The organism is Streptomyces sp. Ru71, assembly GCF_002920535.1.
GTDB lineage: Bacteria > Actinomycetota > Actinomycetes > Streptomycetales > Streptomycetaceae > Streptomyces.
The window spans coordinates 159,169-177,797 of record NZ_PQSS01000005.1 but is presented as its reverse complement, the minus strand read 5'-3'; the positions used below and the strand labels follow the sequence as shown (position 1 = coordinate 177,797).

The 18,629-nt window shown below is 74.3% G+C and carries 15 protein-coding genes and 1 pseudogene; 14 read left to right on the top strand and 2 right to left on the bottom strand.

All coding sequences use genetic code 11. From position 1 onward, the window contains the following. Nucleotides 1-27 precede the first annotated feature (27 nt). On the bottom strand, nucleotides 28-642 hold the full coding sequence (locus C3489_RS05440) for an ABATE domain-containing protein (protein WP_103780408.1): 615 nt from the start codon (nucleotides 640-642) through the stop codon (nucleotides 28-30). Nucleotides 643-737: 95 nt separating this feature from the next. Between C3489_RS05440 and C3489_RS05435 the strand changes: the two genes are divergently transcribed. Then, complete coding sequence (locus C3489_RS05435) at nucleotides 738-1,502, top strand: MBL fold metallo-hydrolase (protein WP_103780406.1); 765 nt, start codon at nucleotides 738-740, stop codon at nucleotides 1,500-1,502. Nucleotides 1,503-1,592: 90 nt separating this feature from the next. Here the strand turns inward: C3489_RS05435 and C3489_RS05430 are convergent, their stop codons facing one another. Next, the gene (locus C3489_RS05430; protein WP_103780404.1) at nucleotides 1,593-3,170 is read right to left on the bottom strand and encodes a carbohydrate-binding protein; all 1,578 of its coding nucleotides are present in this window, start codon (nucleotides 3,168-3,170) and stop codon (nucleotides 1,593-1,595) included. A gap of 244 nt (nucleotides 3,171-3,414) precedes the next feature. On the opposite strand from C3489_RS05430, the gene C3489_RS05425 reads away from it, so the two are divergent. The 13 genes and pseudogenes from C3489_RS05425 (at nucleotide 3,415) to C3489_RS05365 (ending at nucleotide 18,395) form a co-directional block, all read left to right on the top strand. After that, on the top strand, nucleotides 3,415-3,654 hold the full coding sequence (locus C3489_RS05425; protein ID WP_103780402.1) for a hypothetical protein: 240 nt from the start codon (nucleotides 3,415-3,417) through the stop codon (nucleotides 3,652-3,654). After that, nucleotides 3,654-5,885: pseudogene (locus C3489_RS05420) on the top strand (heavy metal translocating P-type ATPase); the annotation flags it as partial. The gene C3489_RS05425 and the pseudogene C3489_RS05420, both read left to right, overlap by 1 nt. A gap of 58 nt (nucleotides 5,886-5,943) precedes the next feature. Next, nucleotides 5,944-6,537, top strand: a complete 594-nt coding sequence (locus C3489_RS05415) for a copper chaperone PCu(A)C (protein WP_103780462.1) — start codon at nucleotides 5,944-5,946, stop codon at nucleotides 6,535-6,537. 95 nt (nucleotides 6,538-6,632) lie between these two features. Beyond that, nucleotides 6,633-7,388: a hypothetical protein gene (locus tag C3489_RS05410; RefSeq protein ID WP_103780400.1), complete on the top strand. Its 756-nt coding sequence runs from the start codon at nucleotides 6,633-6,635 to the stop codon at nucleotides 7,386-7,388. A gap of 244 nt (nucleotides 7,389-7,632) precedes the next feature. Further along, nucleotides 7,633-8,265 carry a sigma-70 family RNA polymerase sigma factor gene (locus tag C3489_RS05405; protein ID WP_258054566.1) on the top strand — a complete coding sequence of 211 codons (633 nt, stop codon included), beginning with the start codon at nucleotides 7,633-7,635 and terminating at the stop codon, nucleotides 8,263-8,265. Between the two features lie 130 nt (nucleotides 8,266-8,395). After that, a complete protein-coding gene (locus tag C3489_RS05400) occupies nucleotides 8,396-9,475 on the top strand; it encodes an ABC transporter substrate-binding protein (RefSeq protein ID WP_181139501.1) in 1,080 nt (359 codons plus the stop codon). 17 nt (nucleotides 9,476-9,492) lie between these two features. Next, nucleotides 9,493-10,572, top strand: a complete 1,080-nt coding sequence (locus C3489_RS05395) for an iron ABC transporter permease (protein ID WP_181139506.1) — start codon at nucleotides 9,493-9,495, stop codon at nucleotides 10,570-10,572. Continuing rightward, a complete protein-coding gene (locus C3489_RS05390; protein ID WP_103780396.1) occupies nucleotides 10,569-11,402 on the top strand; it encodes an ABC transporter ATP-binding protein in 834 nt (277 codons plus the stop codon). The genes C3489_RS05395 and C3489_RS05390 overlap by 4 nt, the downstream gene beginning before the upstream one ends. Continuing rightward, nucleotides 11,399-12,790 carry an MFS transporter gene (locus C3489_RS05385; RefSeq protein WP_258054565.1) on the top strand — a complete coding sequence of 464 codons (1,392 nt, stop codon included), beginning with the start codon at nucleotides 11,399-11,401 and terminating at the stop codon, nucleotides 12,788-12,790. The genes C3489_RS05390 and C3489_RS05385 overlap by 4 nt, the downstream gene beginning before the upstream one ends. Before the next feature lie 277 nt (nucleotides 12,791-13,067). Next, nucleotides 13,068-14,894: an asparagine synthase (glutamine-hydrolyzing) gene (gene asnB, locus C3489_RS05380; protein ID WP_103780394.1), complete on the top strand. Its 1,827-nt coding sequence runs from the start codon at nucleotides 13,068-13,070 to the stop codon at nucleotides 14,892-14,894. Nucleotides 14,895-14,953: 59 nt separating this feature from the next. Beyond that, nucleotides 14,954-16,153, top strand: a complete 1,200-nt coding sequence (locus tag C3489_RS05375) for a cytochrome P450 (RefSeq protein WP_181139505.1) — start codon at nucleotides 14,954-14,956, stop codon at nucleotides 16,151-16,153. A gap of 12 nt (nucleotides 16,154-16,165) precedes the next feature. Further along, the gene (locus C3489_RS05370; protein ID WP_103780393.1) at nucleotides 16,166-17,095 is read left to right on the top strand and encodes an L-tyrosine/L-tryptophan isonitrile synthase family protein; all 930 of its coding nucleotides are present in this window, start codon (nucleotides 16,166-16,168) and stop codon (nucleotides 17,093-17,095) included. 133 nt (nucleotides 17,096-17,228) lie between these two features. Further along, nucleotides 17,229-18,395 (top strand): oxygenase MpaB family protein, encoded by a 1,167-nt coding sequence (locus C3489_RS05365; RefSeq protein ID WP_258054564.1) that lies wholly within the window; start codon nucleotides 17,229-17,231, stop codon nucleotides 18,393-18,395. The last annotated feature ends 234 nt before the right edge of the window (nucleotides 18,396-18,629 follow it).

Sequence of the window (18,629 nt, the reverse complement as noted above, 5' to 3'; positions counted from 1 at the left end):
CTTTCGGCGCCCTGTGCGCACGGGAGTTCAGGCGTCCCGTCCAGTGCGGCGGGCGTAGGCGCGGGCGGCGCGGGCGCGGTCGCCGCAGCGGGTGGAGCACCACTGGCGGCGGCCGTGCCGCAGCAGGTAGCGGCTGCACGGGGGTGAGCCGCAGGCGGTGAGGCGGCCGGCGTCGGGGCCGGTGAGCAGGTCGGCGGCGTCGGCGGCCAGGGTCGCCAGGGCGTGTTCGAGGATCCGGGTGGTGGGGTGGGTGGCGGCCCGGTGCAGGCCGTGGGTGGCGTCCCAGTGCAGCGGGGCGGTCGCCGGCGCCCTGGTCATCGCCTCGTTGACGGCGGCCAGCGCGCCGGCGGGCGCCGGGTGGCCGTCGACGCGGGAGGCGATCAGCGCCCGGATCTGTTCGCGCAGGGAGCGCAGCTGGGCCGCGCAGACCTCGCGCAGGCCGGCGTCGGCCGGGGCGAGGCCGCGCTCGGCCAGCCAGCGGTTGGCGTCCGCCGGGCTGCGGAGCAGGTCGAGGGTGTGTCCGCCGGGCAGGTCGATGGCGCTGTTGGCGAGGTCGAGCGCCGGGTACTGCTCGGCGCCGGGCGCGGGCGGGGCGGCGGGTTCCAGCGGTTCGGCGGGCACGGTCTCCGTCATGCTTCTCATGGTACGGCTTGCGCCCATCCGTGAGAAAGGGCTACCGTCCTTCTCACGGATAGGCATCGGGTCATCCGTGACAACCTTCTGTGAGGTGCTTCGACGTGTCCTCTTCCGAGCTCCCCGTGCACACCTACGGCGGCCCCACCGCCCTCATCGAGTACGGCGGCCTGCGCTTCCTCACCGACCCGACCTTCGACGCCCCCGGCGACTACCCGATCGGCGGCGGCCGCTCCCTGACCAAGACCGCCCCGTCCCGCACCACTCCGGACGCCCTCGGCCGCGTCGACGTCGTCCTGCTCTCGCACGACGAGCACCCCGACAACCTCGACCGCTCCGGCCGCGCCCTGCTGGCCGAGGTGCCGCTCACGCTCACCACCCCGGGCGGCGCCGAGCGGCTCGGCGCGCGGGCCACCGGGCTCGCGGACTGGGAGTCGGTCGAGCTGGAGCGGCCCGGCGGCGGCACCGTGACCGTGACCGGCGTACCCGCCGTGCACGGGCCCGGCACCAAGGAGCGGGTCGAGCCCGTCAGCGGCCAGGTCGTCGGCTTCGTGCTCACGGGCGAGGGTCTGCCCACGGTCTACGTCAGCGGCGACAACGCGTCCCTGGACGCGGTCCGGGAAATCGCCGACCGGTTCGGGCCCGTCGACACCGCGGTGCTGTTCGCGGGCGCCCCCCGCACCGGCCTCTTCGACGGGGCGCTGCTCGTCCTGGACGGCGCCGGTGCCGCCGAGGCCGCCCGCCTCCTCGGCGCCCGCCGGGTGGTCCCGGTTCACTGCGACAGCTGGACCCACTTCACGGAGGGCCGCGAGGACGTCGTCAAGGCCTTCGCCGAGGCCGGCCTCGCCGACCGGCTGGCCGTGGACTGACGCCGCGCGGGGCGGGCCGGGGCTCGCCGTCGACCGATGCCGCAGGGGGCGGGCCGGCGCGTCGCGGGCCCGCCTCCCGGGGCGAATCGGCTACGGCGTCACCACCTTGCCCCCGAAGGTCACCACCAGGTGGCCGTCCGTGGCGAAGGACCAGCCGAGGGCGCCGCTGTAGGAGGCGCAGCGGGAGCCGTTGGTGCCGGACCAGAACTGGTTGGAGGCGTCCGCGTCGCCGACGGTCTTGTCGTTGGAGCCGCTGACGGTGAAGCGGCACGAGGTGTTGTCGCGGAACACCGACGTCCCCGCGTCCCAGGAGAAGTTGCGCTGGGCGTTGTCGACGCCGACGTTGCCGGCGACGCTCATCGAGCCCGGGTTGGAGTTGTACGTGAACCCGTGCTTGCCGTTCTTGTAGGCGATGCTGTGCCGCACCACGTGGTCGACCGCGATGTCGTCGCCGCCGAGCTTGTAGCCGTTGCGGTCGCCGTTGGAGTTGACGGTGCCGTCCGAGAGCGTGCCGTTGCCGTACGACAGCGAGTACTCGATGGTCACCGGGCCGATGGCGCCGGTGTCGGTCTTGGTGTACAGATCCCAGCCGTCGTCGATGTTGTTGTGGGAGACGGCGTAGCGGAAGACGTTGCCGGTGCCGGTGGTCAGCTTCGCGGCGAAGCCGTCGGCGTCCTCGCCGTCGGAGTCGGCGTTGTCGTGCGACTCGGCGCTCAGGATCAGGTTGTCCGACGGCCACTGGTCCCTGGGCGTGCTGGACGCGATCCGGCCGAGCTGCAGCCCGGTGTCACGGTTGAAGCGGGTCACCGTGCGCTCGACGACGTTGTGACTGCCGCCGACGTAGATGCCGTTGTCCCCGGCGTGCTCGACGACCAGGCCGTACAGGCGCCAGTACGAACCGAACAGCTGGAGCCCGCGGTTGGCGGGGTCCTCCGTCTGCGCGGAGAAGTTCAGCACCGGCGTCTCGCCCGGGTAGGCGGAGAGTGTGGTGCGGGCGGACGCCGTGCCGCCGGTGCCCTGCGGGATGGTGACCGTCGAGGAGTAGCTGTACGTCCCGCCGCGCAGGTAGATCGTGCCGCCCGGTGTGATGCGGCTGATCGCCGAGGGCAGCGTGGTGGGCGCGGACTGCGTCCCGGCGGCGCCGTCGGTGCCGTTCGGCGCCACGTACAGCACCGGGCCGGTCGGCTGCGGGGTGGAGTCGGTGGTGGTGACGTCCAGGTAGTCGAGGTTGGGCAGGCCGCCGGAGGTGGTCGGGGACAGCCGGACGGTGTTGCCGCCCGCGGCGAGCGGCACGGTCACCGTCTTGGTGACCCAGGTCGACCAGGCGCCCGTGGCCTCGAAGGACGGCGTCTGCACGGTGGTGCCGTTGACGATCAGCGAGGCGGGCCGGGCGGAGGTCGTCCCGTTGGCGAACCGGATGCTCAGCGTCGCCTGGCCCGCGCTCGCGGCGTTCACGGTGAACTGGGCGTACGCACCGGTCGCGTTGGTGCCGTTGCAGAAACCGCTGCCGGAGTAGCCGCTCCAGTCGGAGTCGATCGTGCCGGTGCACACCGCCGGGGACGCCTCGGCCTCGTACCGCGCGGAGGCGGCCTCGGCGGAGGCGCCGGACAGTGCGATCAACGTACCGGCCAGCAGGCCGGTGGTGGCGAGGAGGGGTCTGAGATGCATGCGGTCGCCTCCAAGGGTTGTCGGAGAGGGTGGGCGGGTCAGATGAATGAACTGTCTGCGGCTCAGCAAGCGCTTTCAGGAACGTAAGATGGTGCCGTGGACACGTCAATGGACGTGTCCATGATTTTTGTTCAGATATCTGAATGGTGTGACAGACGCCACGAGCGCCCTCCGGAACTCGCCCCGCCCCCGCCCCGACTCCTACCGCGCCCCAGTCGTACGACGTGATCAGGAGGCGTGGTTGATGGACGAGCCCCGGCGCAGGTCGGCGCCCCCGCCCGCCCTGTTCGGCTTCCTGCTGCTCCTCGCCCTGGTCTTCACGGTGTCCTACGCCGTCGGCTCCGCCGTCGGACCGGTGGCGCCCGGGATGCACGGCGGCTCGACCGGCCACCAGCGGGGTGACGGCGATGCGGACGACACCGATGACATGGGTGGCACGCACGGTGGGGACGACATGGGCGACATGCACGGGGAGGGCCACTGATGGCCGTCGAACCGCTCGTCGCGCCGGTGACGACCGACCTGACCGTCGGCGGCATGACCTGCGCGGCCTGTGTGAAACGGGTCGAGAAGAAGCTCGGCCGGCTCGACGGGGTCACCGCGACCGTCAACCTGGCCACCGGCCGGGCCCGGGTGAGCCATCCGCCGCAGATCAGCCCGGCCGACCTCGTCGCCGCCGTCGAAAGCGCCGGCTACACGGCCGCCCTGCCGCAGCCGGTCGGCCGGCCCGCGCGCGACGACGCCGACGCGGCCGGGTCCGCCCGGGCCGAACGGCGGCGACTTCTGGTCACCGCGCTGCTCGCGGTGCCGGTGCTCGTGCTGTCGATGGTGCCCGCGGCGCAGTTCCGGCATTGGCAGTGGCTGTGCTTCGTGCTCGCCGCGCCCGTCGCCGTGTGGAGCGCGTGGCCCTTCCACACCCGGGCGATGCGGGGGCTGCGGCATGCGGCGGCGACCATGGACACGCTGGTGTCGCTGGGCGTGGTGGCTTCCTTCTCCTGGTCGGCGTACGCGCTGTTCCTCGGCGGTGCCGGTGCGCCGGGCATGCGGATGCCGTTCGCCCTGCTGCCCTCGGCCTCCGACGGCACCGCGCATCTCTTCCTCGAAGCGGCCGTCGGCGTCCCGCTGTTCGTGCTGGCCGGACGGCTGCTGGAAGCGCGGGCCCGGCACAGCACCGGGGCGGCGCTGCGCTCGCTCGCCCGGCTCGCCGTCAAGGAGGTCGCGGTGCGGGACGGGGACGGCGTGGAACGGCTCATACCCGTCGAGGAGTTGCGGGTCGGGCAGGTCTTCGTCGTACGGCCGGGGGAGCGGGTGGCGACCGACGGCGTGGTGCGGGAGGGGAGTTCCGCCGTGGACCTGTCCCTGGTCACCGGTGAGAGCGAGCCGGTCGAGGTCGGTCCGGGTGCGGCCGTGGCCGGGGGCGCCGTCAACGCGGGCGGGCTGCTGCTGGTGGAGGCCAGGGCGGTCGGCGCCGACACCCGGCTCGCCCGCATCGCGCGGCTGGTGAGCGAGGCGCAGGCCGGCAAGGCGAGGGCGCAACGGCTCGCCGACACGGTCGCCGGTGTCTTCGTTCCGGTCGTGCTGACGCTCGCGGTCACCACGCTCGGCTTCTGGCTCGGCGCGGGGGCCGACGCGCAGGCGGCCGTCACCGCGTGCGTGGCCGTGCTCGTCGTCGCCTGCCCCTGCGCGCTGGGCCTGGCCACGCCGACCGCGCTGATGGCGGCGACCGGCCGGGGGGCCCGGCTCGGCGTGCTCGTCTCGGGCCCGCGGGCCCTGGAGGGGCTGCGGCACGTCGACACCGTCGTCCTCGACAAGACCGGCACCCTCACCTCCGGGCACATGAGCGTCGCCCGCGTCACCGCCGTACCCGGCGGGCTCGGCGCGGACGCCGTGCTGCGCCTGGCCGGGGCGGTGGAGCAGGGCTCCGAACACCCGCTGGGACGGGCGATCACCGCACACGCCCGGCGCGAACCGCTGCCGCCGGTGCGCGACTTCACCGCGCTGCCGGGCCGCGGGGTGCGCGGCCGGGTGGCGGGCCGTCTGGTCGAAGTCCTCGCCCCGGACGGGTCGTTGCCGCCCGCGCTGACGGACGCCCTGCGCCGTGCCGAGGACGCCGCGCGCACGCCGGTCCTGGTCCGGGTGGACGGGGTGGCCGAGGCGCTCGTCGAGGTGGGGGACACGGTACGGCCGGGCAGCTACCGCGCCGTGGACCGGCTGCGCCGCCTCGGCATACGGCCCGTGCTCGCCACCGGCGACCGGGAAGCGCCCGCGCGCGCCGTCGCGTCGGCCCTCGGCATCGACGAGGTGCACGCCAGGTGCGCCCCCGAGGACAAGGCGGCGCTCGTACGGCAGTTGAGGGCGGACGGGCACCGGGTCGCGGTCGTCGGCGACGGGGTGAACGACGCCGCCGCACTGGCCGGCGCCGACCTCGGCATCGCCATGGGCGGCGGCACCGACGTGGCCATCGGGGCGGCCGACGTGACGCTGGTGCGCGGCGACATCGACTCCCTGGCCGACGCGGTCCGACTCGCCCGGCGCACCCTGGGCACGATCCGCGTCAACCTGCTGTGGGCCTTCGGCTACAACGCGGTGACGCTGCCGCCGGCGATGGTGGGCCTGCTGAACCCGATGCTCGCGGCGGCAGCGATGTCGGTCAGCTCGGTCCTGGTGGTGGCCAACAGCCTGCGGTTGCGGGGGTGGCAGCCGGGGCGGGGACGGGTGCCCGTCCCGCCACCCGGACAAGGACCGCGGGTCCCAGCCGGCGAAGGGCGACCCGATGAGCGGAACCCGGCCGGGGCGCCCGCACCCCGCGCACCACGGGCGGCCCGGACGCGCGGACACGGGCCGGCAGGGCCACGTGGGCGTCCGGTGGCCCACCCGTCGGCGTGTCGCCGATGCCCTGCGTGCCGCGTTCGCGCCCCTCGCGGCCTGTGTGCTCGCCCTCGGTGGGCTGGTCGGCTGGGTCGGGGGCGGGTGGGCGGGGAGTCCGGCGCGTGTCGCCGTCGTCTCCGGCCGGGTCTTCCTGCCGTACGGCGGTACCACGCAGACCGCCGCCTTCTTCGACCTCGCCAACCCGGGCGGCGCCGACGACCGACTGGTTCAGGTCACCTCACCGGCCGTCGACGGCACCCCGGCCCTCAGCCGGCACCGTGCCGCCGGGGCCGGGACCGCCGCCAAGGCCGAGGTGGACACGGCCACCGTGCCGGCCGGCGGCACGCTGTCGATGTCGCCGCACGGCGTCGACGTGACCCTGCCCGCCCGGGCGGAATGGCGGCTGGGCGACCGCGTGCCCTTCACCCTGCGCTTCGAGCGGAGCGGCACCATCGAGACGGTCGCCGTGGTCGTCAGGCCGGGCGGGCGCCTCCCGTGACCGTCGGCCGGTTTCGACCCACGCACCGCCCCGGCGGCGGTCGGATTCCGTACATACCCGGGACGGCCGGCGCCGCGATGCGAGGATGAGACGCGATGACTGCTGGGTGGTGTACGCGCACGGTACGGGCCGCGGTGTTCGCGGCCGTCTGTGTGCTGCTCGCCGCCCTCGGCCACGTCCTGATGTCCGGCCGTGACGTGCCCGCCTGGGCCCTGGCCGGCGGCGCGGCCGGCACCGCCGCCGCGGGCTGGTGCCTGGCCGGACGGGAACGCGGCCTGCCCGCGATCGTGGCCGTCGTCGTCGCCACCCAGGCGCTGCTGCACGAGGCGTTCGAACTCGCCCAGTCGGCGGCCGGAGGCACAGCGGTGCCCATGGGCTCGACGCACATGAGCCACATGGGCATGGACCACATGGCGGCCATGGTTCACGCGGGCACCGCCCACATGGCCATGGGGCAGACGTCCATGAGCCCCCTGCACATGAGTCAGATGTCCATGCCGCCCCTGCACATGAGCCATACCGGTATGCCCGGTGTGCCCGGCATGGACATGGGCGCCATGGGTCACTCCATGACAGGCTCCTCCTCCTTCGGCATGTTCGCCGCCCACCTGCTCGCCGCCCTGCTGTGCGGCCTGTGGCTGGCGTACGGCGAGAGGGCGGCGTTCCGTATCCTGCGGGCCGTCGCCGGACGGCTGGCCGCGCCGCTGCGGCTGCTGCTGGCCCTGCCGGTCACCGCGCACCGCCCGCGCCTGACGCCGCGTCGCCCGCGTTCGGACCGGGCGCCCCGGCTGCTGCTGCTCGTCCACGCGATCACTTCTCGGGGCCCGCCCCTGGGGACCGCTGTCGCCTGACGACAGCCGGCATCCCGAGGTCGCCCCAGCGCGCCTCGGGCCAACGGCCATACGCCCGCACCGGCACGCACGCCGGACCCGGCGCCGTAGGGCCGTCTCCCCGTCTCCCCTTTCACCGGACCGCCCGCACGTCCGTACAGGGCGTTCGCACCGGCACCTGCGCTCAGCGTGCGTTCGCGCGCCCTCGTGCCCGTGACTTTGCGCGCCCGCGGTCCGGATCAGGTCGACCCGAGAAGGACACCAGGTGATGACCCCTGCCCTGCCCACCCCTCGCCGCGCACCGAGCGAGGACGACAAGACCCCGTCCACCGACGAGGCGATCACGGCGTGGGCGCTGGCCGCCCGCGGCGGTGACGCGGACGCCGTCGAGCGCTTCGTGCGCGCCCTGCACCGCGACGTCCGGCGGTACGTCGCGCACCTGTGCGCCGATCCCCAGGCTGTGGACGACCTGGCGCAGGACACGTTCCTGCGCGCGCTCGGCAGCCTGCACCGGTTCCAGGGCCGCTCGTCGGCGCGCGTCTGGCTGCTGTCCATCGCCCGCCGGGCCGTCGTGGACAGCTACCGGTACGCCTCCGCCCGGCCCCGGCCGGCGGACGTACCGGACTGGCAGCTGGCCGTCGAGCTGGCCCAGCCGTGCGACCTGCCCGGCTTCGACGACGGCGTCGCCCTGCTGGACCTGCTGGCGTCGCTGCCGGACGACCGCCGTGAGGCGTTCGTGCTCACCCAGCTCCTCGGCCTGCCCTACGCGGAGGCGGCCGAGGTCAGCGACTGCCCGATCGGCACGGTCCGTTCGCGCGTGGCGCGGGCCAGGGCGACGCTGATCGGCCTGCTGGAGGCCGACGCGGAGGCGGAGCCCGCCGCGCTGGCGGCCGCCTGAGCCGCCGGCGCGGCGGGGAACGGGCCGGAAGCCGTGCCGTGCGCCGGGAACTCGGTGCGGCTTCCGCCCGACTACTGGACCGGGTGACGGGGGTCGCCCGCGTACCGAGTGGATTTCCGGGAGTTGTTCGATGCGTGCTCGTTCGCGTTCGCGTGTGGGGAGCGGTGCGGCGGCCGTCGTACTGGGCGGCCTGCTGGCGGCCGGCTGCGCCGGCGGGGGGAAGGACACGGCGGACGCGAGCGCCGGGAGGACCGTCTCCGGCGGTCACCCGGTGACCGTCACCGACTGCCGGGGTGCCGCCACCACCTTCACCGGCACCCCGCGGAAGATCGTCACCAGCAACGCCTCGGCGCTGGAGCTGCTGCTCCGGCTCGGCGCCGGCGACAAGGTGATCGGCACCGGCTTCCCGCCCGGCAGGGGCGCCCTGCCGCCCGCCCTGGACGCGCAGGCCCGGAAGGTGAGGGTGCTCGGCGACACCGTCATCCCGAAGGAGAAGCTGCTCGGCTCCGGCGCCGACCTCTACATCGACACGTTCGCCTCCATGAGCGGCATGGGCGGCGGGATGGGCGACGCCCCGACCGAGGAGGAGTTCAAGGCGGCCGGGATCAAGCACATCTTCCTCAAGTCCACCGCGTGCGCGGCGCGCGGCGAGGCCCCGGTGACCGACCTGTCCGCCGTCGAGGACGACATCACCACCCTCGGCGCGGTCACCGGCACCGGCGCCAGGGCGAAGGAACTCGTCGCCGGGATGCGGGCGACGGTGGCCGCCGTACAGAAGCGGGTCGGCGGCATCGCGCCCGGCGCCCGCCCGACGTACTTCTTCTTCGACTACGACGCCGGCACCAAGCAGCCCACCGTCGTGTGCAACCGGCAGATCGCCCACGCCGTGATCACGCTGGCCGGCGCCCGCAACGTCTTCGCCTCCTGCGACGGCGACTTCCGGCAGGTCGGCTGGGAGGACGTGGTCGCGAAGGACCCCGACTGGATCCAGCTCGGCGTGCGCGACCGGGGCAGCGCGGCGGCGAACGCCAAGGCGTTCGACGAGGCCGAGCGGTGGCTGCGCGCCAACCCGGCGACCAGCGGCCTGACGGCGGTGCGGCAGAACCACTTCGTACGGATCGGCTCGGAGGCCACCACGATCGCGGGCGTCGAGAACGCCGCCACCGTCGAGGCGATCGCCGACGCCGTCCACCCCGGCAAGGCCGGCTGACCGTGGCGCTCACCCTGCTGCGCCGCAGGACACCGGCATCGCGCGGCGAGCCGTCGTCGAGGGACACGCGCGGCACACTGCCCGCCGGTCCGTCCGCTGCGGTCCTCGCCGTGGCGCTGCTGGCCGCGCTGACGGCCGCCGTCGCCTGGGGTTCGACGTCGATCCCGCTCGCCGAGGTGTGGGGCGTCGTGGGGCGCAGACTGACCGGCGAGGCGCCCCGCCCCGGCACCGGCGACCTGATCGTCTGGCAGCTGCGCGTCCCGCGCGCCCTGCTGGCCGCGCTCGTCGGCGCCGGACTCGGTGTCGTCGGTACGGCCGTGCAGGCGCTGGTGCGCAACCCGCTGGCCGACCCCTATCTGCTCGGCGTCTCCAACGGCGCCTCGCTCGGCGCGGTCGCCGCGATCGTGCTCGGCGCCGGCGCCGGAGGGGCGCTGGGGCTCGGGCTGTCCGGTGCCGCGTTCGCCGGGGCGCTCGCCACGTTCGCGCTGGTGTGGGCGGTGGCCCGGCGCGGCGGCGGGTTCGCGCCGCTGCGGCTGGTGCTGGCCGGGGTGGCGATCGGGCAGTTCCTGTCCGGGTTCACCAGCTATCTGGTGCTGCGGGCCGGGGACGAGCAGCAGACCCACAGCGTGCTGTTCTGGCTCATGGGGAGCCTGAGCGGGGCGACCTGGCAGCTGCTCGCGGCGCCCGCCGTCGCCGTACCCCTCACCCTGCTGTGGCTGCTGGCGCGCGCCCGCGGCCTGAACGCGCTGCTGATGGGCGACGAGACGGCCGCCGGGCTCGGCGTCGACGTGGCGCGGCTGCGCCGGGAGCTGTTCACCGCGACCAGTCTGCTCACCGGCGTCCTGGTCGCCGTGTCCGGTGCGATCGCGTTCGTCGCGCTGATGGTGCCGCACGCCTGCCGGCTGCTCGTCGGGGGCGACCATCGCCGTCTGCTGCCGGTGGCGGCGCTGTCGGGGGCGCTGCTGCTGGTCGTCGTCGATCTCGTCTGCCGTACCGCGCTGGACACCCAGGAACTGCCGGTCGGCGTGGTCACCTCGCTGATCGGGGCCCCGGCCCTGCTGTATCTGCTGCACCGGCGGCTGGGGAGCGGCGCATGAGGATCGACGTCGAGGATCTGCAGGTCGCCTACGCCGGCCGTACCGTCGTCGCGGGCGCGCGCCTGATCGCCGAAGCGGGCGAGATCACGGGACTGGTCGGGCCGAACGGCAGCGGCAAGTCCACCCTGCTGCGCACGGTGTACCGGCATCTGCGGCCCACGGCCGGGCGGGTGCTGCTGGCCGGCACCGATCTGCGGGAGCTGGCCCCGGCCCGGTCGGCGCGGCACGTGGCCGCGCTGCCGCAGGAGCGGGGGAGCGACTTCGAGCTGACCGTGCGCGAGGTGGTCGCCATGGGCCGTACGCCCTACAAGCGGGCCTTCGCCGGCGAGGACGCCACCGACCGGGACCTGGTCGCCCGGGCCCTTGCCGACGTCGGCATGGCAGGGGCCGCCGGGCGCCGCTTCACCGCGCTGTCCGGTGGGGAGCGCCAACGCGTCCTGCTGGCCCGCGCCTTCGCGCAGAGTCCCGACGTGCTCGTCCTCGACGAGCCGACCAACCACCTCGACATCCGCCACCAGGTCGAGCTGCTCGCCCTGCTGCGCGCCCAGCGCCGCACGACCCTGGTCTCGCTGCACGATCTCAACGCGGCCGCGTCCGTCTGCGACCGCCTGCACGTGCTGCACGCCGGGGCGGTGGTCGCCTCCGGGCCGCCGCGCGAGGTGCTCACGCCGGGGCTGATGGCGGAGGTGTTCGGGGTGCGGGCGGCGCTCGTCGAGCACCCGCTGACCGGGGACCCGCTGATCGCCGTCGACCACCGGGCGCCGGCGGATACGGCCGGAACGGCTCGGCAGCCGGAACCGGCCGAGCGGGCCGTGGCGGTCGAGCCGTGACGGGCGGCATACCGGTGCGCGAGGACCGCTGGGGGCTCGTGGCCGTGGCGGGGCTGCTGTCGTTCGTGGCGATGCTCGACATGAACATCGTCAACGTCGCCCTCGCGGACATCGCCGACGGCCTGCACGTCTCCGCCGCCACCGCCCAGTGGGCCGTGCTCGGCTACCAACTCCCCGTGGTGGCCCTGCTGTTGCCCGTGGGGCGGTGGCTGGACGGTGCCGGGACGCGTCCCGCCGTGCTGGCCGCGACCACCGGCTTCGCGCTGTGCAGCGCGCTGGCGGCCACCGCGCCCTGGGCGGCCTGGCTGATCGCCGCCCGCCTCGCGCAGGGTGCGTGCGGGGCGGTGCTGTTCGTGCTGATGCCGGTGCTCGCGATGCGCGCGGTACGGCCGGAGCTGCGCGGGCGGGCGATGAGCGTCCCGGCGACCCTGGGGCCGCTGGGCGCGGTGACCGGGCCGGCCGTGGGCGGACTGCTGCTGGATCGTTTCGGCTGGCAGGCGGTCTTCCTCGCCAAGCTGCCGCTGTGCGCGCTGGCCCTGGGGGTGGCGTGGCGGGTGATGCCGCGTGACGGAAGCGCGCCCGCGCCCGGTCGCCGTACGGCGGGCGACGCCGTTTCCGTGGCCGGCCGTACCGCGGGGGACGCCGTCCCCGTGGCCGCCGCGGTCGCCGCCGTGCTGCTGGCGCTGACCCTCGCGGCGGACCGCCCGGCGTGGCTGGTGCTCACGCTCGCCGCCGTGCCCCCGCTGTGGTGGTGGCTGCGCGGCCCGGGCGGGCGCCCGGTGACCGGCGTCCTGCGCGTTCCGGGGCTGGCGCGGGCGCACGGCGCGGTGCTGGCCCTCGCGACGGGGTTCGCCGCGGCGCACTACGCCGTGGCCCTGCACCTGCGGCGCGACGACGGTGTCAGCGCCACCACGACCGGGCTGACGGTGCTGGCCTTCCCGCTCGGCATGACCCTGGCCGGCCCCCTCGGCGGACGTCTCGCCGACCGGTACGGCGCCCGCCAGGTCGCCGCCGCGGGAGCCGCCCTCACCGGCCTCGGACTGCTGCTGCTCGTCCCGCTGGACGACTGGTCCCCCTGGCAGGTGGCGTGGCGGCTGGGGCTGGCCGGTGCCGGTATGGGGCTCAACGGCGGCCCGGTCCAGGCGCTCGTGCTGGGGGCCGTACCCGGGGAGCGGGCCGCGACCGCCGGGGCCACCGTGCAGCTCGCCCGCAGCCTCGGCTTCACACTCGGGCCGGCCCTGGCCACCGCGGCCTGGAGCCTCTCCGGGCCACACGCCGGGCCGGCGCTCGCCGCGACCGCCGCGTGTCTCGCCGTACCTCTGCTGGCCCTGCCGGGCCGAAGCCCGGGCGCTGTGCCGGCCGAGACCGTGAACTCCGCCCCGACTTGACCCGGGGGGCCTCCGGCCCCGCCTGTGCCTGGCCGGGCAGATTTGCGGCCCCCGGCCCGTGGCCGGCGTCCGGCCTCCGCCCGTACTTGGTCCGGGAGACCTCTGGCCTCTGCCCGCACTTGATTCAGGCGACCCGCACTTGCCCGGATGAACCACCGGCCCTGCCCTGACCTGCACTTGACCCGGCAGATAACCGACCGCACCCGTACCCGCACCTGACCCGGCAGCCTCGCCCCACCCGCCCCCGACCCAGCACCCCCACCCAGGAGACCTCCCCATGTGCGGAATCACCGGCTGGGCGTCCTTCCACGGCGACGCCCGCACCCAGGCCCCGGTCATCGAGGCCATGACCGCCACCCTCACGCCCCGCGGCCCCGATGCCGGCGGCGTCTGGCTCGGTGAACGCGCCGCGATCGGCCACCGCCGCCTGGCGGTCGTCGACCTCGCCGGCGGCGCTCAGCCGATGACGGACCGGCCCGACGAGCCGGCCCTCGTCCTCACCTACAGCGGCGAGGTCTACAACCACCACGCCCTCCGCGCCGAACTGCGCGCCCGCGGCCACCGTTTCCGCACCCGCAGCGACACCGAGGTGGTGTTGCGCGCCTACGCCGAGTGGGGCGAGGCGGCGGCCGAGCACCTGGACGGCATGTTCGCCTTCGCCGTCTGGGACGAGCGGGCACAGCGGCTGGTGCTGGTCCGCGACCGGCTCGGCGTGAAGCCCCTGTTCTGGGCGGCCGTCGACGGCGGCGTGGCCTTCGCCTCCGAACCCAAGGCCCTGTTCGCCCACCCCGGGATCCGGCCGCGGGTGGACGCGGACGGGCTGCGGGAGGCGTACAGCCTGCTGTTCAACACCGGCCCGACCGTGTGGTCCGGTGTCCGTGAGGTCGAGCCGGGCGGGCTGCTCGTCCTGGACCGGGCGGGCGTCCGGGAGCGCCGCTACTGGCAGCTGGAGGCCGGGGAGCACACCGACGACCGGGAGGCGACCGTCGAGCGGGTCCGCGAGCTGGTCAACGCCGCTGCCCGCGCCCAGCTGGAGGCCGACGTCCCGCTGTGCGGCCTGCTCTCCGGCGGCCTCGACTCCACCGTGCTGACCGCGCTGCTCGCCGACGAACTGCGGCTGCGGGAAGGGCCGGACGCGCGGCTGCGCACGTACGCCGTCGACTACAGCGACCAGGCCGCGCACTTCACGGCGGACGTCCTGCGCACCGGCCACGACACGCCGTACGCCATCGAGGCCGGCGCGTTCATCGGCACCGAACACAGCACGGTCGTCCTCGACCCGCGCTCGCTGCTGGACCCCGAGCACCGCAGGGCGGTCGTCGCGGCCCGGGACTCGCCGATCGGTGTCGGCGACATGGACACCTCGCTGTACCTCCTCTTCGGCGAGATACGGCGGCACTCCACGGTCGCCGTGTCCGGCGAGGCGGCGGACGAGGTGTTCGGCGGCTACCCCTGGTTCCACGACCCCCGCGCGCTGGCCGCCCGTACCTTCCCGTGGCTGCTGGTGACCGGCGACGAGGCGGCGATGCCGCTGAACCCCGAACTCGGCCTGAGCATCGACGAGTTCCGCGACGACACCTACCGCACCGCCCTGGCCGCCGTACCGCATCTCGACGGCGAGAGCCCCGCCGAGCACCGGCAGCGCGAGATGCGGCACCTGTCGCTGACCCGCTGGCTGCGCCAGCTCCTGCACCGCAAGGACCGGTTGAGCATGGCGCGGGGGCTGGAGGTGAGGGTCCCGTACTGCGACCACCGCCTCGTCGAGTACGCCTTCTCCGCGCCCTGGTCCCTGCACAGCTTCGACGGCCGGGAGAAGAGCCTGCTGCGGGCGACCGGCACGGGCCTTGCCCCGCGCTCGGTCCTCGGCCGCCCCAAGAACCACTACCCGGCCACCCACCACCCCGACTACAACCGCGGCCTGCAGGCGCTGGCCCGTGACGCCCTCGCCGACGAGCAGGTGCGCGCCCTGGCCGACGAGACCCGCCTGAAGCCCAGCCTCGACACCCCGCCCGAACAGCTGGAGTGGGGCCGGCGCCTGCAGCTGGAACGCGTCGTCGACCTGGCCCTGTGGCTGGACCACCACCGCCCCGAACTCGCCCTGTGAGGAGACCCGTGACCGCCCACGTGACCGCCCACGATCCGCTGCCCGACCCGGTCCCCCTGATGGGCTGCCCCTACAAGGCCGACCCCTACCCCCTGTACGAGCGGATGCGCGAGGCCGGTCCGGTGCACCGCGTCCTGTTCCCCAGCGGCGTCCGGGCGTGGCTGGTCACCGGCTACGACGCCGCGCGCTCCGCACTCACCGACGACCGCCTGGGCAAGAACCACGACCGGGGCAACGACCGCTGGCGCTCCCGGGCCTCGATCATGCCGGAGCCGCAGCACTCCCAGCTCCAGGTGCACCTGCTGCACCAGGACCCGCCGGTCCACACGCGCATGCGGCGCTTCGTCACCGACGCCTTCACCCCGCGCCGGATCGAGAGCCTGCACCCCCGCTTCCAGGAGCTGGCGGACGCGCTGGTCGACGCCCTGCCGGACACCGGCCCCGCCGACCTCGTGGCGGGCTTCGCGGCCCCTTTCCCCTTCCAGGTGCTGGCCGAGGTCATCGGTCTGCCGTCCGGCCTGGCGGCCCGTTTCGACCGTGACTGGGGCAAGGTCGTCCAGCCGGTCGGCCCCACCGACCCGGGCCGCGCGCGGTACGAGGCGCGGCTGCACGGCCTGCAGAGCTACATCGCCGAGGTGGTGGCCCACAAGCGCGCGCGGGGCGGCGACGACCTGCTCGCCCGTCTGGTGCGGGCCCGTGACACCGGCGAACTGTCCCAGGAGCAGCTGGACTCGATGATCTTCCAGCTGCTGGTCGCGGGCCAGGAACCGGTCACCAACCAGATCACCACGGCCCTGATCGCGCTCTTCCGCAACCCGGCCGAGCTGTCCCGCCTCCGCGAGGACCCGTCCCTGCTGCCCCGCGCGGTGGAGGAACTCCTCCGCTACGACAGCGCGTTCGAGCTGACCACCTGGCGTTTCTTCGACCGGGACAGCGACCTGCACGGCACGGCGATCCCGGCCGGCGACTCGGTGATCGTCTCCCTGTGCGCCGCCAACCGCGACCCGGACCGCTTCCCCGACCCCGGCACCCTCGACCTCGACCGCGACCCCAACCCGCACCTCGCCTTCGGCCACGGAATCCACTTCTGCCCGGGCGCCGCCCTGGCCCGCGCCGAACTGCGGATCGCGCTGGGCACCCTGCTGGCCCGCCTGCCCGGCCTGCGCCCGGCGATCGCCGACGAGGACCTCGCGTGGATCCCGGCCGTCCTGGGCCGGGGCACCAGCCGGCTGCCGGCCGGCTACGACCGCCGCCGCTGACGGAGAGCCGCCATGCCGCCGACCACCGCGCCGGACGCGCGCCTGACGAGCGTCAGCTCCGCGATCCTGGCCACGCTGCTGCCGTACCACCGCACGAGCGACCCGGCCCCCGCCCCGGTGGGGGCGTTCGGGCACCAGCTGCGCCGCATCGCCGCGTTCGTCCGCGCCGAGGCGCCTGTCGTGTTCACCCTGCCCGGCTTCCCGTGCAAGTCCCCGAACCCGGCCAAGGTCCTGGGCCACCTCCCCGACCAGGGCGAACGCCTCTCGCTGAGGTTCCTCCACAGCCTGTGCGCACAGATCGAGCGGATCCATCCGCCCGGCGCCCACGTGATCATCTGCTCCGACGGCCACATCTTCGGCGACCTCATCGGCGTCCCCGACGACCGCATCGACGCCTACGCCGACGAGCTGCGCCGGCTGACGCGGCCGGACCTGTCCCACCTCTCCGTCTTCGACCTGCGGGACGTGCTCGGCGATCTCTCCCACGACGCGAAACGCGCCCACGTCCACGAGCGCTACGCCCCACCCCTTCAGACCCTGCGCGCCGAGCTGAGGACCGACGCCGCCGCCCTGGCCCTCTACCGTGGCATCACCCGCTTCCTGGTCGAGGACACCGCCGACTGGCCGGGCACCCGCTCCGCCCTGCAACGGGCCTGCCGCGAACGGGCGTACGGCGTCATCCAGCGCAGCCGCGCCTGGGGCGCCCTGATCGCCGAGCACCACCCGCACGCGGTCCGCCTGTCCATCCACCCCCAGCCGGCCGGCGCCCCCAAGTTCGGCATCCGCCTCCTGGACACCCCCGACGCCTGGACCACCCCCTGGCACGCGACGGCCCTCCACCGGCGGGACGGCACCTGGACCCTCGTGCCCCGCCACGAGGCCGCCCGCCGGGGCCGGCTGGTCCTGCGGGACGGCACACCGAGCCACTTCGAGGAGCGCTGAGGGGGGCGCGGGGCACAAACCCGAAAGGCATATGCGTTCCGATCACTCGTTCGGGTTCGTGTCATGTCTTCGAACGGCTGGCAGGCATCCATCGGACGTCCCCATGAACCCCTTCAAGGAGAGGAGCACTGCTGTGCCATTGACCGTGGAGACCGTGGAAGCCGAGCTGGAGGCAGCGAACCAGGAGGGTGATCCGGCCGCCGACGCGCTGGTGTCCGACCTCATCGACAACCGGGAGGTCGACGGCGTCAACGACCTGTTCCGCACGATCGGAACGCTCAAGCCGCACATGGCCATGTCCGAGCTGTCGAACCTGCCCGAGCGCCTCGCGCAGTTTCTGCACGACGCCTCCGAGGAGCCGCCGGACTGGAGCGAGGCCGACGTCAAGGCCGCCGAGGGCTTCTTCGCCCACCACCACGGCGTGGCCTCCATGCTGCAGGGCACCGTCGGGCTGATCGGCACCTACCTCTCGCCGACCGGCGCCTTCACCCTGCGCTCGACCGGGCGCCTGGGCGGCGTGGAGGGGCCGGGCCGGCGCCTGTCGCAGTCCTCGCGCCTGTTCATCGGCATGGGCGACAAGGACGCCCTGCGCAACGGCACCCTCGCGGCGACCGTGACGAAGGTGCGCCTGGTGCACGCCTCCGTCCGCCAGCTGCACACGAAGAGCGGCACGTGGGACTACGCCAAGTGGGGCGAGCCGGTCTCGCAGAAGTACACCACCGGCGCCGCCTGCGTCTTCAGCGTGCAGATCCTGCAGGCCATGAAGAACCTCGGCGTCCACGTCACCAAGGACGACGCCCAGGGCTTCGTGTGCGCCTGGCACTACGTCAACCACTACCTCGGCACCCCCGACAAGTGGCTGCTGCCCAAGGACGTCGACCTGGTCGACCGGATGTGGAGCATCGAGCGGGAGCGCGAGTGGAGGGCGAGCGAGGACTGCACCTTCATGACCGCGCAGGCCCTGAAGTTCTACAAGGAGCAGATGCTCCCGCCGGGTTCCTACGAGCCGTTCGTCGCCATGGTCCGCACGGCCCTCACCGACAGGTACGCCGACATGGCCGGCATCCCCCAGAGCGCGGTGGACCTGGCCGCCAAGCCGGCCGCGGCCCTGCACAACATCTTCAGCAGCACGGTGGGCGGACTGGGCGGGGACAGCGCGAAGAAGGCGGTCGGGGTCAACCCGTACGACGAGATCCTCGGCATCGCGTCCAAGGCCTTCAACAAGGTCGAGCTGTACGCCCTCACCCACGACCAGGACGACCAGCCCCAGATGCACCAGGAACTCCACGACAACCGCTGACCAAGCCCCGCCCCCCACCCGCAGCGCCCGAGCCGCCCACAGCCACGCCGGGCGCTGCACGGCACCCGAGAGAGTCCCGCCGCGCGCGAAAAACCCAGATCAGGGCCACACCAGGCAATAAGGCTGATGCCCCGCCTCATGCAGCCGGTGTGAGAAGTCCTGCCACTCGTGCAGCGAATGGGAGGGGCGGGGCGCTGGCCTGGGGGTTCGCACGGAAAATGATGCTGACCTGGG

Coding starts and splice junctions, on each gene's coding strand:
- C3489_RS05430 (WP_103780404.1), bottom strand. CDS start 3,170: ATGCATCTCAGACCCCTCCTCGCCACCACCGGCCTGCTGGCCGGTACG.
- C3489_RS05440 (WP_103780408.1), bottom strand. CDS start 642: ATGAGAAGCATGACGGAGACCGTGCCCGCCGAACCGCTGGAACCCGCC.
- C3489_RS05400 (WP_181139501.1), top strand. CDS start 8,396: ATGCGTGCTCGTTCGCGTTCGCGTGTGGGGAGCGGTGCGGCGGCCGTC.
- C3489_RS05370 (WP_103780393.1), top strand. CDS start 16,166: ATGCCGCCGACCACCGCGCCGGACGCGCGCCTGACGAGCGTCAGCTCC.
- C3489_RS05415 (WP_103780462.1), top strand. CDS start 5,944: ATGAGCGGAACCCGGCCGGGGCGCCCGCACCCCGCGCACCACGGGCGG.
- C3489_RS05425 (WP_103780402.1), top strand. CDS start 3,415: ATGGACGAGCCCCGGCGCAGGTCGGCGCCCCCGCCCGCCCTGTTCGGC.
- C3489_RS05375 (WP_181139505.1), top strand. CDS start 14,954: ATGGGCTGCCCCTACAAGGCCGACCCCTACCCCCTGTACGAGCGGATG.
- asnB (WP_103780394.1), top strand. CDS start 13,068: ATGTGCGGAATCACCGGCTGGGCGTCCTTCCACGGCGACGCCCGCACC.
- C3489_RS05390 (WP_103780396.1), top strand. CDS start 10,569: ATGAGGATCGACGTCGAGGATCTGCAGGTCGCCTACGCCGGCCGTACC.
- C3489_RS05410 (WP_103780400.1), top strand. CDS start 6,633: ATGACTGCTGGGTGGTGTACGCGCACGGTACGGGCCGCGGTGTTCGCG.